Annotated in this window: 13 protein-coding genes and 2 pseudogenes; 13 read left to right on the top strand and 2 right to left on the bottom strand. The window is 41.7% G+C overall.

Annotated elements, in window-relative coordinates; all coding sequences use genetic code 11:
- Positions 1-5 precede the first annotated feature (5 nt).
- The 4 genes and pseudogenes from D5F11_RS04600 to dapA form a co-directional block, all read left to right on the top strand.
- Positions 6-290: pseudogene (locus tag D5F11_RS04600) on the top strand (flavoprotein); the annotation flags it as partial.
- A gap of 658 nt (positions 291-948) precedes the next feature.
- Complete coding sequence (gene asd / locus D5F11_RS04595) at positions 949-2,013, top strand: aspartate-semialdehyde dehydrogenase (RefSeq protein ID WP_120116157.1); 1,065 nt, start codon at positions 949-951, stop codon at positions 2,011-2,013.
- A gap of 22 nt (positions 2,014-2,035) precedes the next feature.
- A complete protein-coding gene (gene dapG, locus D5F11_RS04590; protein ID WP_120116158.1) occupies positions 2,036-3,277 on the top strand; it encodes an aspartate kinase in 1,242 nt (413 codons plus the stop codon).
- Between the two features lie 11 nt (positions 3,278-3,288).
- The gene (gene dapA / locus D5F11_RS04585) at positions 3,289-4,179 is read left to right on the top strand and encodes a 4-hydroxy-tetrahydrodipicolinate synthase (RefSeq protein ID WP_120116159.1); all 891 of its coding nucleotides are present in this window, start codon (positions 3,289-3,291) and stop codon (positions 4,177-4,179) included.
- A 34-nt stretch (positions 4,180-4,213) separates the two neighbouring features.
- Here the strand turns inward: dapA and D5F11_RS04580 are convergent, their stop codons facing one another.
- Positions 4,214-5,644 (bottom strand): PAS domain-containing sensor histidine kinase, encoded by a 1,431-nt coding sequence (locus D5F11_RS04580; RefSeq protein ID WP_120116160.1) that lies wholly within the window; start codon positions 5,642-5,644, stop codon positions 4,214-4,216.
- Positions 5,645-5,849: 205 nt separating this feature from the next.
- Between D5F11_RS04580 and D5F11_RS04575 the strand changes: the two genes are divergently transcribed.
- From D5F11_RS04575 to D5F11_RS04555, 5 genes are all read left to right on the top strand, one after another.
- The gene (locus D5F11_RS04575; protein ID WP_120116196.1) at positions 5,850-7,520 is read left to right on the top strand and encodes a ribonuclease J; all 1,671 of its coding nucleotides are present in this window, start codon (positions 5,850-5,852) and stop codon (positions 7,518-7,520) included.
- A gap of 701 nt (positions 7,521-8,221) precedes the next feature.
- On the top strand, positions 8,222-8,986 hold the full coding sequence (locus D5F11_RS04570; RefSeq protein ID WP_120116161.1) for a ClpP family protease: 765 nt from the start codon (positions 8,222-8,224) through the stop codon (positions 8,984-8,986).
- Entirely contained in the window at positions 8,983-9,207 is a 225-nt protein-coding gene (locus D5F11_RS04565) for a YlzJ-like family protein (RefSeq protein WP_120116162.1), read from the top strand. The genes D5F11_RS04570 and D5F11_RS04565 overlap by 4 nt, the downstream gene beginning before the upstream one ends.
- 129 nt (positions 9,208-9,336) lie before the next feature.
- Positions 9,337-9,564, top strand: a complete 228-nt coding sequence (locus tag D5F11_RS04560; RefSeq protein WP_120116163.1) for a hypothetical protein — start codon at positions 9,337-9,339, stop codon at positions 9,562-9,564.
- A gap of 233 nt (positions 9,565-9,797) precedes the next feature.
- On the top strand, positions 9,798-12,113 hold the full coding sequence (locus D5F11_RS04555) for an FtsK/SpoIIIE family DNA translocase (RefSeq protein ID WP_120116164.1): 2,316 nt from the start codon (positions 9,798-9,800) through the stop codon (positions 12,111-12,113).
- A gap of 161 nt (positions 12,114-12,274) precedes the next feature.
- On the opposite strand, the pseudogene D5F11_RS28315 reads toward D5F11_RS04555, so the two are convergent.
- Positions 12,275-12,433: pseudogene (locus tag D5F11_RS28315) on the bottom strand (hypothetical protein); the annotation flags it as partial.
- A gap of 257 nt (positions 12,434-12,690) precedes the next feature.
- On the opposite strand from D5F11_RS28315, the gene yfmF reads away from it, so the two are divergent.
- The 4 genes from yfmF to D5F11_RS04535 all read left to right on the top strand — a co-directional run bounded on the left by yfmF (position 12,691) and on the right by D5F11_RS04535 (position 16,374).
- On the top strand, positions 12,691-13,974 hold the full coding sequence (yfmF, locus tag D5F11_RS04550; RefSeq protein WP_120116166.1) for an EF-P 5-aminopentanol modification-associated protein YfmF: 1,284 nt from the start codon (positions 12,691-12,693) through the stop codon (positions 13,972-13,974).
- Positions 13,971-15,251 (top strand): EF-P 5-aminopentanol modification-associated protein YfmH, encoded by a 1,281-nt coding sequence (gene yfmH / locus D5F11_RS04545; RefSeq protein WP_120116167.1) that lies wholly within the window; start codon positions 13,971-13,973, stop codon positions 15,249-15,251. The genes yfmF and yfmH overlap by 4 nt, the downstream gene beginning before the upstream one ends.
- Before the next feature lie 52 nt (positions 15,252-15,303).
- Entirely contained in the window at positions 15,304-16,026 is a 723-nt protein-coding gene (gene ymfI / locus D5F11_RS04540; RefSeq protein ID WP_120116168.1) for an elongation factor P 5-aminopentanone reductase, read from the top strand.
- Positions 16,027-16,116: 90 nt separating this feature from the next.
- On the top strand, positions 16,117-16,374 hold the full coding sequence (locus D5F11_RS04535; RefSeq protein ID WP_120116169.1) for a DUF3243 domain-containing protein: 258 nt from the start codon (positions 16,117-16,119) through the stop codon (positions 16,372-16,374).
- The last annotated feature ends 420 nt before the right edge of the window (positions 16,375-16,794 follow it).

Here is a 16,794-nt window from a genome sequence, read left to right as displayed (position 1 = left end):
AATTTACTAACAGTCCGGTACTCATGGCGGCAAAAGCTACGCTGAGAAACAGGAAGCCTGTAGTTTTAGGAATCTCCACCAATGATGCTCTAGGATTGAATGGCGTAAATCTGATGAGGCTCATGGCTGCCAAGAATATATACTTTATTCCGTATGGCCAGGACGATCCAGAAAAAAAGCCTACTTCGATGGTTGCTCGTATGGAAATGCTGCCTGAAACAGTGGAAGCCGCTATTAACGGATACCAAGTACAACCAGTGATAATCGAAAGGTTTAGGGACTTTTCTTAAAGAAATATAAAATTAGATGACATACTTTGTTCAAATTAAGATTTAACTTCATTCAGCAGAAGTCTCCCACTTCTGTAAGTGGTGAGATGAATGCATATTGTTATTCCATTCAGTGGGGGGGGCAAACCCGGCTGAATAAAGTCAAAGCCTCCGGCGGACGCCACAGATTTTCAGAGGAAATTTATCGAGCTAAAGCTCGATAAAATCTGGGCGCAAATACGCCAAGGCGCATTTGATTAAGTCTAGCTGCGCCGTACAGGAAGTACTAGTGCAGGCGAAGCCAGGATGTGGCGGACTGAGGCGGCCAGGCGCCATTGGCGCAAGGATCAAGCCACGTGGAAGTTTATTCAGGAAGAATGTGCTCCTGCGGCACAGCTTATTCAAGGAAGCTTTTCACGATGTAATTGAAATGAGCAGCTTTGCCGTGGTGGCTGAGGAACTCCCTCATCAAAATTCACCTTATGCCTGCGCGCATTGCGCTTTTCTTAATTGTGTTCACGGGAAAAGGCGGATGCAATCATCTACCTTTTCCCGCCAATTCAATATTTCGAAGAAAATGATTTCGATAGCAGTGTAAAGTGTGTTAAAATGGTTATTATTGAAATAGTCCTTATGGGCCTAAACACAGGCAGTTGGGATTAGGAGGAGAGTCTTTCAAATGGAAAAAACTACAGGTTATCATGTCGCCGTCATGGGTGCGACTGGAGCAGTGGGACAGCAAATTTTAAAAACTTTGGAAAGAAGGGACTTTCCGATTCGAAAGTTGACGCTGCTGTCATCAGCCCGTTCAGCAGGTAAACAAATCCAATTTAAAGAGGAAACTCTCACGGTTGAAGAGGCTGTTCCAGAATCATTCGAAGGAGTAGATATTGCCTTATTCAGTGCGGGAGGGAGCGTATCCAAGAAATTCGCGCCCGAAGCAGTGAAACGCGGGGCAATTGTTATAGATAATACAAGTGCATTCCGAATGGACCCTGAAGTTCCGCTCGTGGTTCCGGAAGTGAACGAAGAGGCTGTAAAGGATCATAAAGGGCTTATCGCCAATCCAAACTGTTCAACTATTCAGATGGTTGCAGCCCTTGAGCCAATCAGAAAAGAATTTGGTTTGAACAAAGTGATCGTTTCTACTTATCAGGCAGTATCTGGTGCAGGAGCTCAAGCGATTGCAGAGTTAAATAACCAAACTAAATCCATTATTGATGAAGAAGAGTTTACGCCTGAAGTTCTACCAGTGGGTGGAGCGGATAAACATTACCAAATTGCTTTTAATGCCATTCCACAAATCGATCAATTCTCTGAAAATGGTTATACATTGGAAGAACTGAAAATGATCAATGAAACGAAAAAAATCATGGGCCTTCCAGCTTTGAAGGTTGCAGCAACTTGTGTACGGCTTCCGGTCGAAACTGGACATTCTGAATCAGTCTATATTGAAGTTGGACAAAACGATGTAACAGTTGAAGATATTAAGCGAGTCCTTTCAGAAGCACAGGGTGTAACACTTCAGGACAATCCGGATGAGCAAATCTATCCGATGCCAGCTATGGCAGTAGGAAAAGACGATGTATTTGTAGGAAGGATCCGTAGAGATTTGGATGAAAAAACTGGATTCCATTTGTGGATCGTATCTGATAATCTGCTTAAAGGAGCAGCTCTAAATACAGTCCAAATTGCACAGAGTCTTGTCAAATTGGGTTTAGTATCAACGCCGCAGCACAGTTAAATTTTAAATTTGGGGTGTTAGAATGAAAGTTGTAGTTCAGAAATTTGGTGGAACATCCGTAAAAAATAGTGAAACACGTGCTCACGCAAAAAGACATATACAAAAAGCTCTAGATAACGGCAATAAGGTAGTTGTGGTTGTATCAGCGATGGGGAGAAAAGGGGACTCATATGCAACAGATACATTATTAGGTTTGATAGGGGATAAAAAAACAACCCTTACCAGCAGAGAAAAAGATATGCTCGTATCCTGCGGCGAGACAATCTCAAGTGTCGTTTTCACACATATGTTAAATGAGAAAGGTATTAAAGCGACAGCATTGTCTGGTGCGCAGGCAGGATTTCTCACGAATGCTGATTTCACAAACGCCAAAATTTTGAAAATGAACTGTGGTCGGCTTAAAGAGGAATTGAAGACATATGATGTAGTAGTAGTCGCTGGCTTCCAGGGAGCAGCGGAAAACGGTGATGTTACAACGATTGGCCGAGGAGGAAGCGATACTTCAGCAGCAGCTCTTGGAGCGGCATTGAATGCAGAATTTATTGATATCTTTACCGACGTTGAGGGAATGATGACAGCCGATCCGCGAATTGTTAAAAAGGCGCGGCCGCTTCCGGTTGTTACATACGATGAAGTGTGTAACATGGCTTATCAGGGGGCGAAAGTCATTCACCCACGCGCGGTCGAAATCGCTATGCAAGCTAAAATTCCACTTAGGATCAGATCGACTTATTCCGATTCACCGGGCACACTTGTTACAACGTTAAATCGCAAAATCGAACAGCATGAAGTGCGCGACCAGTTGGTTACTGGGATCGCTTTTCTGGAAAATATTTCTCAAATAAAAGTTACTGCAAAAAAAGGACAGTATAATTTCCAATCTGAAGTCTTTAAAGCAATGGCTAATGCGAATATCAGCGTCGACTTTATCAATATTTCACCAACAGGGGTAGTTTATACGATTCCTGAAGATACTGTCGAACGCGCTGTTGCTGAATTGAATGCAGCAGGCTATGATCCAGTCGTGGAACAACAATGTGCCAAAGTATCAATTGTTGGTGCTGGCATCACAGGGGTCCCAGGCGTTACAGCTAAAATTGTAACTGCCTTGGCTGAAAAGGAAATCCGAATTCTTCAATCGGCTGACAGTCATACAACCATCTGGGTCCTTGTTGAAGGAAATGAATTGGAGAATGCAGTAAATGTACTGCATGATGCCTTTGAATTGCAAAATGAAAAAATTGAATATGAATTATATGATTGAGGTGTGAGTGTATGGCTCAATTTGGCAGGGTATCAACGGCAATGGTGACACCCTTTGATATTAAAGGAAACGTTGATTTCCAAAAAACTTCTAAACTTGTGAATCACTTGATAAATAGTGGTACGGATTCTCTTGTCGTGGCTGGAACAACCGGTGAATCTCCTACTTTGACGACTGAAGAAAAACTTGCTCTTTTTGAACATGTTGTCAGAGAAACGGCCGGCCGTGTTCCTGTTATTGCCGGTACAGGAAGCAACAATACGTATGCATCCATCGAATTAACAAAAAAAGCCGAAGAGCTTGGGGTTGATGCAATCATGTTGGTTGCACCGTATTATAACAAGCCAAACCAAGCTGGTTTATTTAAACATTTCGAAGCAATTGCAGGCGCCACAAAATTGCCCGTCATGCTTTACAATATTCCGGGAAGGTCAGCGATAAACTTATTGCCTGATACTGTTATTGAACTGTCAAAGATTGATAATATTGTTGCAGTTAAAGAAGCGAGTGGCGACTTGGATGCCATGGCAAAAATTATATCCAATACGCCTGATGACTTTATGTTATACAGCGGCGATGATGCTTTGACATTGCCGGTGCTTTCCATCGGCGGGATGGGAGTTGTCTCTGTTGCCAGTCATGTTATCGGAGAAGAAATGCAAGACATGGTACAATTGTTCTTAAGAGGTGACCATGCAAAGGCAGCGGTTATACACCAGCAGCTGCTTCCGTTTATGAGGGGGATTTTCAAGGCTCCCAACCCTGCGCCAATTAAAACGGCACTGCAGCTTACAGGATTTGATGTAGGGTCCGTGCGCTTGCCGCTTGTTCCTTTATCCGAAGAGGAAAGATTGGATTTGCAAGCTGTATTGAATACAGTAAAAAAAATACCAAATAGCTAAAAAAATCCCCTGGTGACATTATCTCACCAGGGGATCATTTTATGTTTGCAGGTGTCTTAGAAGGGCTGAAAGCCGGAAGAATTACGCTGATGGTGGTTCCTTCATTGATTTTACTTTCAATGCTTATCGTCCCGCCGTGATTTTTGATAATCCGATTGCATATCATCAATCCTAAACCAGTGCCTTTTTCCTTTGTACTGTAAAAGGGTTCTCCCAAATTGGGTATTCGTTCCTCCGGGATCCCCATGCCTTCATCTTTAACCTTTGTCATGATTTCCCCATTGCTTGTCCTAATGGCGCTTACCGTGATTCCGCCCCCATTTGGCATTGCTTCAATCGCATTTTTCAGCAAATTGATAAAAACCTGTTTTAATTTGTTCGATTCTCCTTTTATAAGGGAATCACCCAGATCTATATCCAATTTGATCTCAACATTATGAAGAATAGCCTCCGAACGAAAAAGATCAACGGTATCCTCCAGCAAAATACCGATATCGACTTCTTCCAGTTTGGAAGGCTGTGGCTTTGCTAGAATCAGTAAATCACTGACAATGTCTTCGATGCGTTCCAATTCGTTCAGCATTACCTCGAGATAGTCATTATGATCTTCTTTCTTTAACAATTGTGTGAAGCCTTTAATGGCTGTCAAAGGATTTCGGATTTCATGAGCAATACCTGCAGCCAGTTGTCCGACAACGGACAGTTTCTCGGTCCTGTGCATAATTTCTTCCGCTTTCTTTTGCTCAGTCAAATCTCTGATCAAAATTTGAAACGTTTCTCTTTCTTTATAAATTGTCGGAATCAATTTGACTTGTACATATTTTTTCAGCCCGTCATGTCTAGAAACAGTAAGTTCGAAAGTGCCATTAATACCATTTTGCATAAGTTGGCGCCTTACTTCCCCATGAGAGGCAGGAAATATAAAATCAAAGATTGACTTGCCGACCACCTCTTCTTTCCTTGTAACTCCGAACAATTTCTTGGCAGTATCGTTAATATAAATCCAATGACCGCTTTTTGTAATGATGCCGACAGTGTCCTGGAAATTTTCAACAAGCAAACGGTACATTTCTTTATTCTCCTCCAACTGTGCTTCAGTGGCAATCTGATTGGTCACATTCCTTGAAATCGTGGAGAAGCCTTTTGGTTCATTACTTTCGCAATACGGTATCAGTGTGGTTTCAAGCCATATATAATCTCCTTCCTTTCGACAGAAACGATATTTTACTCTTTCATACGATTGAGAAGAGCAAATATCCTTTAATTTTTTTCTGTCGCTCGGATGAGAATAATCGAAAAGAGAGGTGTCTAGCAGTTCTTCAGGCTTATACCCAAGCAAAGGATCTGATGTAGGGGACACATATGAAAAATCTCCGTTGATTGAATGAAACGAGAAAAGAATATCTGAGTATTGAATAAATGAACGATAAATTTCTAGTTCTTGGAGCAGGTTTCCCTTGTTCATGCAGAGTCTCCTTTTTTTTATTATGAGTTCGCATAATTATAAAAATTGTATCACATTTTACGGTTGTTTTTTATAATAAGCTTTAGACTATTTTTGCTTTCACTCCCAATTTCCGTATTGGTTGAACATGGAATTCACAATCAAGTATAATGGAGTGTAACTGATGAAGATCGGGAATACATACACCATAGGAGGAAGAAATATTTTGACTAAAATAATAAATGACAACATAAAAATAATCCCGCTTGGAGGAGTAGGGGAGATTGGAAAAAATATGTATGTCATCGAAATTGATACGGACATTTTCATCATTGATGCCGGGTTGAAGTTTCCTGAAAATGAAATGCTTGGCATCGATATTGTTATACCGGACACAACGTGGCTGGAGGAACAAAAAGATCGGGTCAAAGCAATTTTTCTAACGCACGGACACGAAGATGCAATTGGAGCACTACCTTATGTGTTGCAGAAAATAAGTGCTCCAGTTTACGGTACGAAATTAACCATCGCATTGGCGAAGGAAAAGTTGAAAGAATTCGGACTGAAGACATCCAGTCGTTTTCATACCGTCAGATCAAATTCCAGGATAAAGTTTGAACGCACGGTGGTTACATTTTTCCATACAACTCACAGCATTCCGGATTCAGTTGGGATTTCTATACAGACATCCGAAGGAAAAATCGTTCATACAGGTGATTTTAAATTTGATCAGGCGGCTACGGAATTATATCGTGCAGAAATTGGAAAAATGGCGAGTATCGGTGATTCTGGTGTACTTTGCCTTTTATCTGATAGCACTGAAGCAGAAAACCCGGGCTTTACGATTTCGGAGGCGGTCACGGAAAGAGAGCTGTCCAATACATTTCACACTGCGCAAGGAAGGATCATTGTTGCCTGCTTTGCATCTAATTTCATAAGGATCCAGCAGGCTTTGGATGCAGCACATGAAAATGGAAGAAAAGTGGCAGTGGTCGGAAAAAGCATTGAGCGGAGCTTTGAAATCGCCCTTAAGCTCAAATACCTTTCCCTGGCGTCAGAGGAGCTCATGGTGCCGATTAGCGATATCCCGAAGTATGAAGATAACGAAATTGTTATTATTTCGACGGGAACAATGGGTGAGCCTTTCGAAGCACTACAAAAAATGGCCAGACAAAATCATAAGCAGATCAATATTAGAAAAGGAGATACTGTCTTAATTACAGCCACTCCTTCGCCTGGACTCGAAACCTTCATGTATAAAACAATTGATCTTTTATACAGAGCAGGAGCAGTTGTCAGTACGCCGTACTTTAAAATTCATGTTTCGGGGCATGGGAGTCAAGAGGATCTCAAGCTCATGCTCAATTTGATGAAGCCTAAATTTTTCATTCCGATTCAGGGAGAATATCGGATGCTTTTTGAGCATGCAAAGCTGGCTGAACAAAAAGGCTTAAGTAAGAATCAGATATTCATTCCTAGCAATGGAGAAGTCATTGAATACAAAGATGGCAAAATGTCAGTGGGAGGAAAAGTGCCTGCTGGAAATATATTAATTGATGGAATCGGTATCGGGGATGTCGGAAACATCGTCCTGCGGGATCGCAAGCTTCTTTCACAGGATGGAATTTTCACTGTCGTCGTGACGCTGGATAAAAAGAATAAGAAAATTGCATCGGGACCTGAAATCATCTCCCGTGGTTTTGTCTATGTAAGGGAATCGGAGAAGCTGATAGAGGAATCAACAAACATCGTTCGGTCGATTGTTGAACAAGCTATATCCGAGGGCTCCTTCGACTGGTCAGGAATCAAGCAGGATATCCGGGACAGATTGAATCAATTTTTATTTGACCAGACTAAACGCAGACCAATGATACTGCCAATTATCATGGAAGTATAATGTTAATCGAAAAGCGCCATATGGGCGCTTTTTCTTCTTAGTAGGATTGTTGATAATCTTTAATCGCATTATGCTGCTTCTAGCTCCAACTGATAGGGAACACCTTCCAAGGAGTAAGGGAGTGCCCCAGAGCCAATGTGTGGTGAGTGGGGGACCACGTCAGCTATGTTAGTTGGCCGTGACTACAGGCAGCGCTAGTGTATGCGAATGCGATAGGAGGCTCCTAACAAAGCAACCGATCGCCATTGACAAGCCATCCGCTTCTGAAGGCAAAAAAGCGCTAGTTCCCCAAAATCGGCTGTCTTTCATTTCGACTTCATCGATGAACAGATGCTTACGCTTTTTGTTCTGAGTAAAGAAGGTATAACTTGTTATGGAAAATTTTATTCAAAGAAAGCTTTTTCTTTGTCCCAGCTGCGACGTACAGGAGGTACTAGTGCAAGCGAAGCGACAGGACGTCGCGCACTGAGCCTGCCGACGTACAGGAGGTACTAGTGCAAGCGAAGCGGCAGGATGTGGCGGCTAGCGCTTAGCCCCGCAAGGAACAAGCGGTTTCCCTGTAGTGGCTGAAGAACGCCTCCTTGGGAATCGTCTTGTTTGCCCGTGCTGACCAAGGCGCTTGCGCTTTTCTTAACCTCTGTATGAAAAAAACGATGTAGTTGAATACTAATTCCAATTATCTTTTGTTTTGGGGGTATTTCATGAAGAACGAACAATCATCCAATTACCGACTTGAAAACCAACCGAATGAACCTGAACAGTCACCAGAGACAAAGCCCTCCGGAATTGTAGAAAAACTACAGCAGTTAGGAACAACGAACGTCCCTGATCTTAGTCAGGATGCAAATATCCACTGTTTAACGATTATTGGTCAAATTGAAGGGCATATGCAATTGCCCCCTCAAAATAAGACAACGAAATATGAGCATATTATTCCTCAGCTCGTGGCAATTGAACAAAATCCAAAAATCGAAGGCCTCCTTGTCATTTTGAATACGGTAGGAGGGGATGTGGAGGCGGGACTCGCTATATCGGAAATGATTTCAACCTTATCAAAACCGTCTGTGTCGATTGTATTAGGGGGAGGCCATTCAATAGGTGTACCAATTGCTGTATCGTGCTCTTATGCGTTTATCGCTGAAACCGCCACTATGACCATTCATCCGATCCGCCTGACTGGCTTAGTTATTGGTGTTCCACAGTCATTTGAATATATGGATAAAATGCAGGAGCGGGTTGTCCGGTTTGTTACAAAGCACTCCGATATTTCTGAAGAGACTTTCAAAGACCTTATGTTTGCCAAGGGTAATTTGACGCGCGATATCGGAACAAATGTAATCGGATCAGATGCAGTAAAATATGGATTGATTAATGAGGTAGGTGGAGTGGGTCCTGCAATGAAGAAGCTGAACGAAATGATAGCCGCTAAAAAAGAAAACAATGAAGAAGAGAGGCTGCTACAATGATTATCCATTCCATCGTTCCGCATGAACATATTTTTCCTGCCGATCATGACGTTTTTTTAAATCAAACCGAGTGTATTTGGAATAATATTCCTCTATTGGTAGAGCAAGAGGGTCATAAATGCAAGGTGATTCGAATTATGAGCAGCGATCCGTCACATTATTTGAGAAACGAGATCCAACCGGGCTCTCATATTGATATAAACGAAATACATTTCTCTTGAAAAAACTAATGCTTTCCTCAAATAATGGGGAAAGCATTGGTTCTTTTTTAGCTAGAGTCATTTCACTGATTTATTTAACTTCATTCAGCAGAAATCTCCCACTTCTATAAGTGGTGAGATGAATGCATATTGATATTCCATTCAGTGGAGGTTCAAACCCGGCTGAATAAAGTCAAAGCCTCCGACGGATGCCACAGATTTTCAGAGGAAATTTATCGAGCAGAGCTCGATAAAATCTGGGCGCAAATACGCCAAGGCGCATTTGATAAGAACAATCGATTGGTTGTATCCTTTGTTTACCCATATTTAGAAAAACAGGAAAAACATCCTAAAGTGTACATCAGATATATGATATAATTGAATGGTCATACAGCTCATATGTTCTGAGCTGCTTTTGATCAAAAGAGGCTGTTCAAAAAGACACAAATGATAAGTGGCGAATGCCTTCGGTGGCTTGTTTCTGTGCAGTACATGGATTTAAAAGCATGGATTTCCGCCACATGACTTTTTCCCTTCTAATTTGGCAACTTTTGAACATGTACTAATAGCATTCTTCAGTTCAAGATGATAGATTAGGCAAGGTGATTAAAATGGCAAAAAAGAAAAGAAGAAGTCGTAAAACAACTAATAAGCTAAAAAAAATTCTTCAATTTGAACTGGCAGGAATTGCTTTGATTGCTTTGACGTTGATATCCATTATTGAACTTGGTGCTGTGGGCCGTGGAATCTCACATTTTTTCTATTTTTTGCTCGGTGAATGGTATATGGTTGGATTGCTGGCGACATTATGTATTGCCGGTTTTTTCATTATAAAAAGGGAATGGCCGGTATTCTTGAAAGGCAGGCTTATCGGACTTTATCTTATACTGGCCAGTATTCTTGTGCTTGCCCATGTGAAGCTTTTTGGTCTGATGAATAAGGAAGGGATGCTTACGAACCAAAGCGTAATTAAAAATACTTATCATCTGTTCATGCAAATTATTAAAGGAGAAGCGTCAACTAATGATTTAGGCGGAGGCATGATTGGAGCTGTATTCTTTTCCGGATTTTACCTTCTTTTTGATGCTACCGGAACGAAAATTATCAGCTTTTTCCTCATCTTGGTTGGAATCATATTAATAACAGGTAAACCGATGGGAGAGTTTGTTGAAAAGGCTGTAAAAAAATCCAGTGTATTCATCAAAGGACAATGGGCATTGTTCTTAAAGGATCTCAAAGACATGAAAGAAGAAAGAAAAGCAAGAAGAGAGGCGAAGAAACAGGAAGATGGCGAGGGAAGGGAAAATGCCGAAAAGCCTCCTATTATCGTAGAACCTCAACAGGTAAACATACATACAGATGAACCGATAGAACCGATTATTTCTAGTTTTTCTGAAAAAAATAGCCATTCCAAAGGCAAGGAAGATGAGTCGCTTGAACCAGACACAAGTGCGGATGAAATGAACCTTGCTCCGAATCTCACTTTTATAGAGATGGAGAATGAGGACTATGAATTGCCGCCTTCCACTCTGCTTTCAAGGCCCAAAACAACTGATCAAAGCAACGAATATAAATTGATTCATGCTAATGCAGCGAAACTGGAAAAAACATTCCAAAGCTTTGGGGTGAAGGCGCGTGTCACCCAGGTTCATCTTGGTCCCGCAGTTACAAAGTATGAAGTACATCCAGATGCAGGAGTAAAGGTTAGCCGGATTGTCAGCCTAAGTGATGATTTAGCACTGGCACTTGCCGCGAAAGATATACGGATTGAAGCGCCAATCCCTGGAAAATCAGCCATTGGCATCGAGGTGCCCAATTCGGAAATAGCCGTTGTTTCTTTAAGGGAAGTACTGGAGGCAAAAGAGCATCAAAAACCAGAGGCGAAATTGCAAATTGGTCTAGGAAGGGATATTACAGGGGATGCTGTTGTGGCTGAACTGAATAAAATGCCGCATCTTCTTGTTGCCGGCGCCACAGGAAGTGGAAAAAGCGTGTGTATAAATGGCATCATTACAAGTATTTTAATGAGAGCCAAGCCCCATGAAGTAAAAATGATGATGATTGATCCAAAAATGGTTGAATTAAACGTCTATAACGGAATTCCGCACTTGTTGGCTCCCGTTGTAACAGATGCCAGGAAAGCATCACAGGCACTTAAAAAAGTAGTAAGCGAGATGGAAAGGCGTTACGAACTTTTCTCTCATACCGGAACAAGAAATATCGAAGGGTATAATGACTTTGTTCAACGTGAAAATGGGGAAAGAGAAGAAAAACAGCCGCTCTTACCCTATATTGTTGTCATAGTGGATGAATTAGCCGATTTGATGATGGTTGCTTCGAATGATGTGGAGGATTCGATTACACGGCTGGCGCAGATGGCACGGGCTGCCGGAATCCATTTGATTATTGCAACCCAGCGTCCGTCAGTTGATGTTATTACTGGCGTGATTAAGGCTAATATCCCTTCCCGAATTGCCTTCGCTGTATCATCCCAAACTGACTCGAGAACGATACTTGATACAGGCGGGGCAGAAAAGCTGCTGGGGAGAGGGGATATGCTGTTTTTACCGGTGGGAGCTTCAAAACCGGTCCGGGTCCAAGGAGCGTTTCTGTCTGATCAGGAGGTTGAGGATGTGGTCAATTTTGTCATATCCCAGCAAAAAGCCCAATACCAGGAAGATATGATTCCTGAGGATATACCGGAGACATCACAAGAAGTAGAAGATGAGCTTTATGACGAAGCTGTCCAATTGATTGTTGAGATGCAGACAGCATCCGTGTCCATGCTGCAACGGCGTTTCAGGATAGGCTATACAAGGGCTGCTAGACTTATTGATGAAATGGAGGCCCGGGGAGTTGTCGGACCATATGAAGGAAGTAAACCAAGAACCGTTTTAGTTTCCCAAACAGAAGAACAGACCTCCTGATTCAGAATAGAAACTTCGCATTTTGAATATAATGATAAGATTGGACATACGATAAACATAGCCTTAAACTATTAAGAAAAGCGAAAGGCGCGCAGCCTTAGGCATTTTGATGAGGAAGTTCCTCAGCCACCACAGCAAAGCTGCTATTTTCAATTACATCGTTAAAAGCTTCTTGGAGTATGCTTCATGCAGCTTTGCGACAAGGGAAACATATGCTTCCTTGAATAAGCTGTGCCGCAGGAGCACATTCTTCCTGAATAAACTTCCGTGTGACTTGATCCTCGAGCCGATGGCGCCTGGCCGACTAAAAGCGCCAAGTCCCTGTGGCGCCGTTGGCACTAGTACATCCTGTACATCGGCAGGCTCAGGACGCGACGTCCTGTCGCTTCGCTTGCACTAGTACATCCTTGTACGTCGTAGCTAGACTTATTAAATCTTAATTCGAACAAAATATTTCATCTAAGTTGTATACTTTCTTACTATGTACAAAAGCAAAAGTGCTGTAAAGCCCTCAAGTTCTCGGCTTGAGGGGGAAGGCACTGTATTTTCCCATCTATATATAAAGGAGGCGTGGCAGATGCCGTTGCTGCATGAGGAAACAGTGAAAAAGCAAGGATATAACCTACACTTGATTCATACTGATAAATACAAGACCAACACCATTATCTGGAAAATGAAAGCACCACTGGAAAAAGAGACCGTCACCTATCGGGCGCTCTTGCCCCATGTATTGCAAAGCAGTACAAAAAAGCACCCTTCCACACCGCTGTTGCGAACGTATCTCGATCAATTATATGGAGCAACTCTACAAGTGGATCTAAGTAAAAAAGGGGACTATCATATCATCACGTTGACGATTGAAATCGCTAACGAGTCGTTCCTGAAAGATTCCACTCCACTATTACAAAAGGCAGTCCAATTGTTAAAAGAAATATTGTTGGAACCGAATGCAAGAAACGGGGCCTTTGATTCCGAAACAGTTGAAAAAGAGAAACGTACATTAAAGCAGCGCATCAAGTCAATCTATGATGATAAAATGAGATATGCGACATACCGTGTCACTGAAGAAATGTGTAAGGATGAACCATATTCATTATTTGTTCACGGGGAGCTTGGCCAAGTGGATGACATAACGCAAAGTTCCTTATACCAGTACTATGAGAGAGCGTTGAAAGAAGATGAACTCGATCTTTACATAATCGGTGATATTGACAAAGCAGAAGTGGAGAGCTACTGTGATGAACTTCGTTTTACAGAACGCACACCGCAGAGAAGTTCAGATTCTGTTGAGAAAAGCAACATGGAAGTAAAAGAAATTGTCGAAAGACAGGATTTAAAACAGGGAAAGCTGAATATAGGCTACCGTACGAATATCAAATATGGTGATCAGGACTATTTTCCATTGCAAATGGTTAATGGCATCTTTGGAGGATTTCCACATTCCAAGCTTTTTATCAATGTGCGTGAAAAGGCCAATCTGGCCTATTATGCGGCCAGCAGAATAGAAAGTCATAAGGGATTGCTGATGGTCATGTCCGGAATTGATGATCAAAACTATGAGAATGCAGTTAAGATTATCAAAGAACAAATGCAATTAATGAAGAACGGGGATTTCTCCGATCAGGAAATAGAGCAGACGAAAGCTGTTATCCAAAATCAATTCCTTGAGACGATCGATACGGCACGTGGACTGACGGAAGTACTTTATCATAATGTTGTAGGCCATACAGTCATCAACTTAGATGAGTGGCAGGACCAGATCGCCAAAACGACCAAAGAAGAGATCATGAACGCAGCCCGTAAGATTGAAATGGATACTATTTACTTTTTGACAGGAACGAAGGAGGAGGGCGACAAGTGAAGAGCATTTTCTTCGATCAGTTAAAAGAAACTTTATACCATGAGACGCTTGATAATGGGCTTCAAGTGTATGTCCTCCCGAAGGAAGGGTTCAATAAGACTTTTGCCACATTCACAACAAAATACGGTTCTGTTGATAACACTTTTATCCCTTTAAATGATACAGAAATGCAAACAGTTCCTGATGGAATCGCGCATTTCCTTGAACATAAGATGTTTGAAAAAAAAGATGGGGACGTGTTTCAGCTTTTTAGTAAACAAGGGGCATCTGCCAATGCTTTTACATCCTTTACAAGAACGGCTTATCTTTTTTCCAGCACGTCTAATGTCGAACAAAATTTAAGTACGTTGCTTGATATGGTTCAGGAACCCTATTTTACAGAAAAAACAGTTGAAAAAGAAAAAGGGATTATTGGACAGGAAATTACCATGTATGATGATAACCCGGACTGGAGAGTTTATTTTGGCTTGATCGAGAACCTTTACCAAAATCATCCTGTCAAGATTGATATAGCCGGTACGATTGAGTCGATTTCCCATATCACAGCTGATTTGCTCTACCTTTGTTACAACACGTTCTATCATCCGAGTAATATGCTGTTCTTTGTTACAGGGCCAGTCGATCCAGAAAAAATAATTTCATTCATTCGCGAAAACCAGAAGCAAAAGCAATTTGAGGCCGCGCCGGAAATAGTTAGGCATTTCGAGGAAGAACCAGATAGAGTAGCAAAGAAAAAGCAAGTCATAAAAATGGATGTCCAAACGCCCAAATGCATGGTCGGCGTAAAAGCACCACATTTTCATGGTGATGGTGAAGCGATGCTCAAGAAGGAATTGACGGTCAATATTTTGCTCGATATTTTATTCGGCAAGAGTTCCGCAAATTACGAAGCATTGTACAATGATGGCTTGATCGATGAGTCTTTCCAATTTGATTATACGCAGGAAGATGGTTTTGGCTTTGCCATTGTCGGCAGTGATACACAAGAGCCGGATTTACTGACGGAGCGCTTGCAGAATATGATGCTGAATGCCGGGGGACAATTGAAGGAAGAAGAGCTTGAAAGAGCTAAGAAAAAGCGGATCGGCGGCTTTTTAAGAGCGTTCAACTCTCCTGAGTTCATTGCGAATCAGTTTACACGTTATAAATTGAATGGAATGAACCTGTTTGATGCTGTACCGGTAATTGAGAATTTAACACTTAATGATTTAACTACCGCAGCAACTGACTTTTTTTCAGAAGACAGAATGGCGACATGTCATATGGTACCTAAATAAATATAAAAACCCGGCCAATAGCCCGGGTTTTTTCTTTGAAAGGAAATGTAAAATGAAAAAATTTGCTTTGATTACGGGGGCAAGCGGCGGAATAGGAGCTTCGACGGCAAGGGCTCTTGCGAAGGAAAATTGGAATTTGTATTTGCATTATCACAGCAATGAGCAGCGAATCTTAGACCTTGTATCGGAATTGGCCGAGTATGACATTGAAGTGATTCCGATCAAGGCTGATCTTTCAGTTGAAAGCGGATGTGATCAAGTTATCAGGAATGTATTTCAACTGGATGCTATCGTTTATTCAAGTGGAAACGCCCCTTTTGGTCTTTTTTCAGATCTGGATGATCAAACAATGGAAAGTGCCATTCAGCTACACGTAAAAAGCCCACTGATTTTGGTCAGAAACCTGCTTCCAAAATTGATGAGAAATTCAGTTTCTCAAATCGTCATCATCAGCTCATTGTGGGGACAGACGGGCGCCGCGTGTGAAGTAATTTATTCAACCGTAAAGGGTGCACAAATTTCTTTTACCAAAGCGTTAAGCAAAGAGGTTGCCGGTTCCGGAGTCCGGGTGAACTGTGTAGCCCCAGGTGCTGTCAATACAGGGATGCTCCATCGTTTTTCGAAAGAGGAGCTTGTAAGCTTGGAGGAGGAAATTCCGCTGAGGCGGCTGGCTGAGCCGGGCGAAATCGCAGATACTATTTCTTTTTTATTATCACCGAAAGCATCCTATATCACGGGACAAGTCATTGCTATAAATGGCGGATGGTATACATAATATATGTATTGTAAACTTAAGATTTATGCATATTTCCTTCACCCATGCAAATAATAACATCGTATCAAAATGTGAAGGAGGCACAATAACATGTCAATACTTGAAAACTGGGAACAATGGAAAAACTTCCTTGGTGACCGACTGGATCAGGCTCAGCAGCAAGGAATGTCACAGGAAGTTATAGGTCAAATGGCTCATCAAGTCGGTGACTATCTGTCAAAACAAGTTGACCCGAAAAACGAACAGGAGCGAGTGCTCTCTGATTTATGGTCTGTTGCATCTGAAGAAGAGCAACAAGCGATTGCCAGTGTGATGGTCAAGCTGGTTGAGAACAACAGCACTCACTAAATGAATAAGGACATGTAGCAGAGAGGAGCCATCCTCTCTTTTTACTTGTTGCAGGAAATTATAAACTTGCCTAAGTTGTAAGTAGCTTATTTATTACTAAATACTGCGTCCACATTCCTACGCTTAACTCCTCGATGTTTCTGTGGCGGCTAAGAAATGGAAATTGTCTCATGCTTGTCAAGGCTAAGCATGCATTCTTCGCATTTCAACTTCAGTTAGTATGTCAATATACAGTCGCTTGTACTTTTGTTTTATTTCCACAATAAGAACTCCGTTTTTAAGTCTTGTACCCCCTTTTATATTCGTTTTTTATATCAGATGACATTTTTATCATAAGGTTTCCCTTTTTTCTTTATCTAAAATCAGATATGATATAAGCTAGAAATGATGTGGTAGGATAATATAATAAGGGTCGATTTC

Origin of the sequence: Siminovitchia terrae (assembly GCF_003605405.2) — a bacterium.
In the GTDB taxonomy this organism is placed as follows: Bacteria; Bacillota; Bacilli; order Bacillales; family Bacillaceae_C; genus Siminovitchia; species Siminovitchia terrae.
Note: the sequence above shows the minus strand (reverse complement) of the source record. Positions and strands in the feature narration are given on the sequence as shown.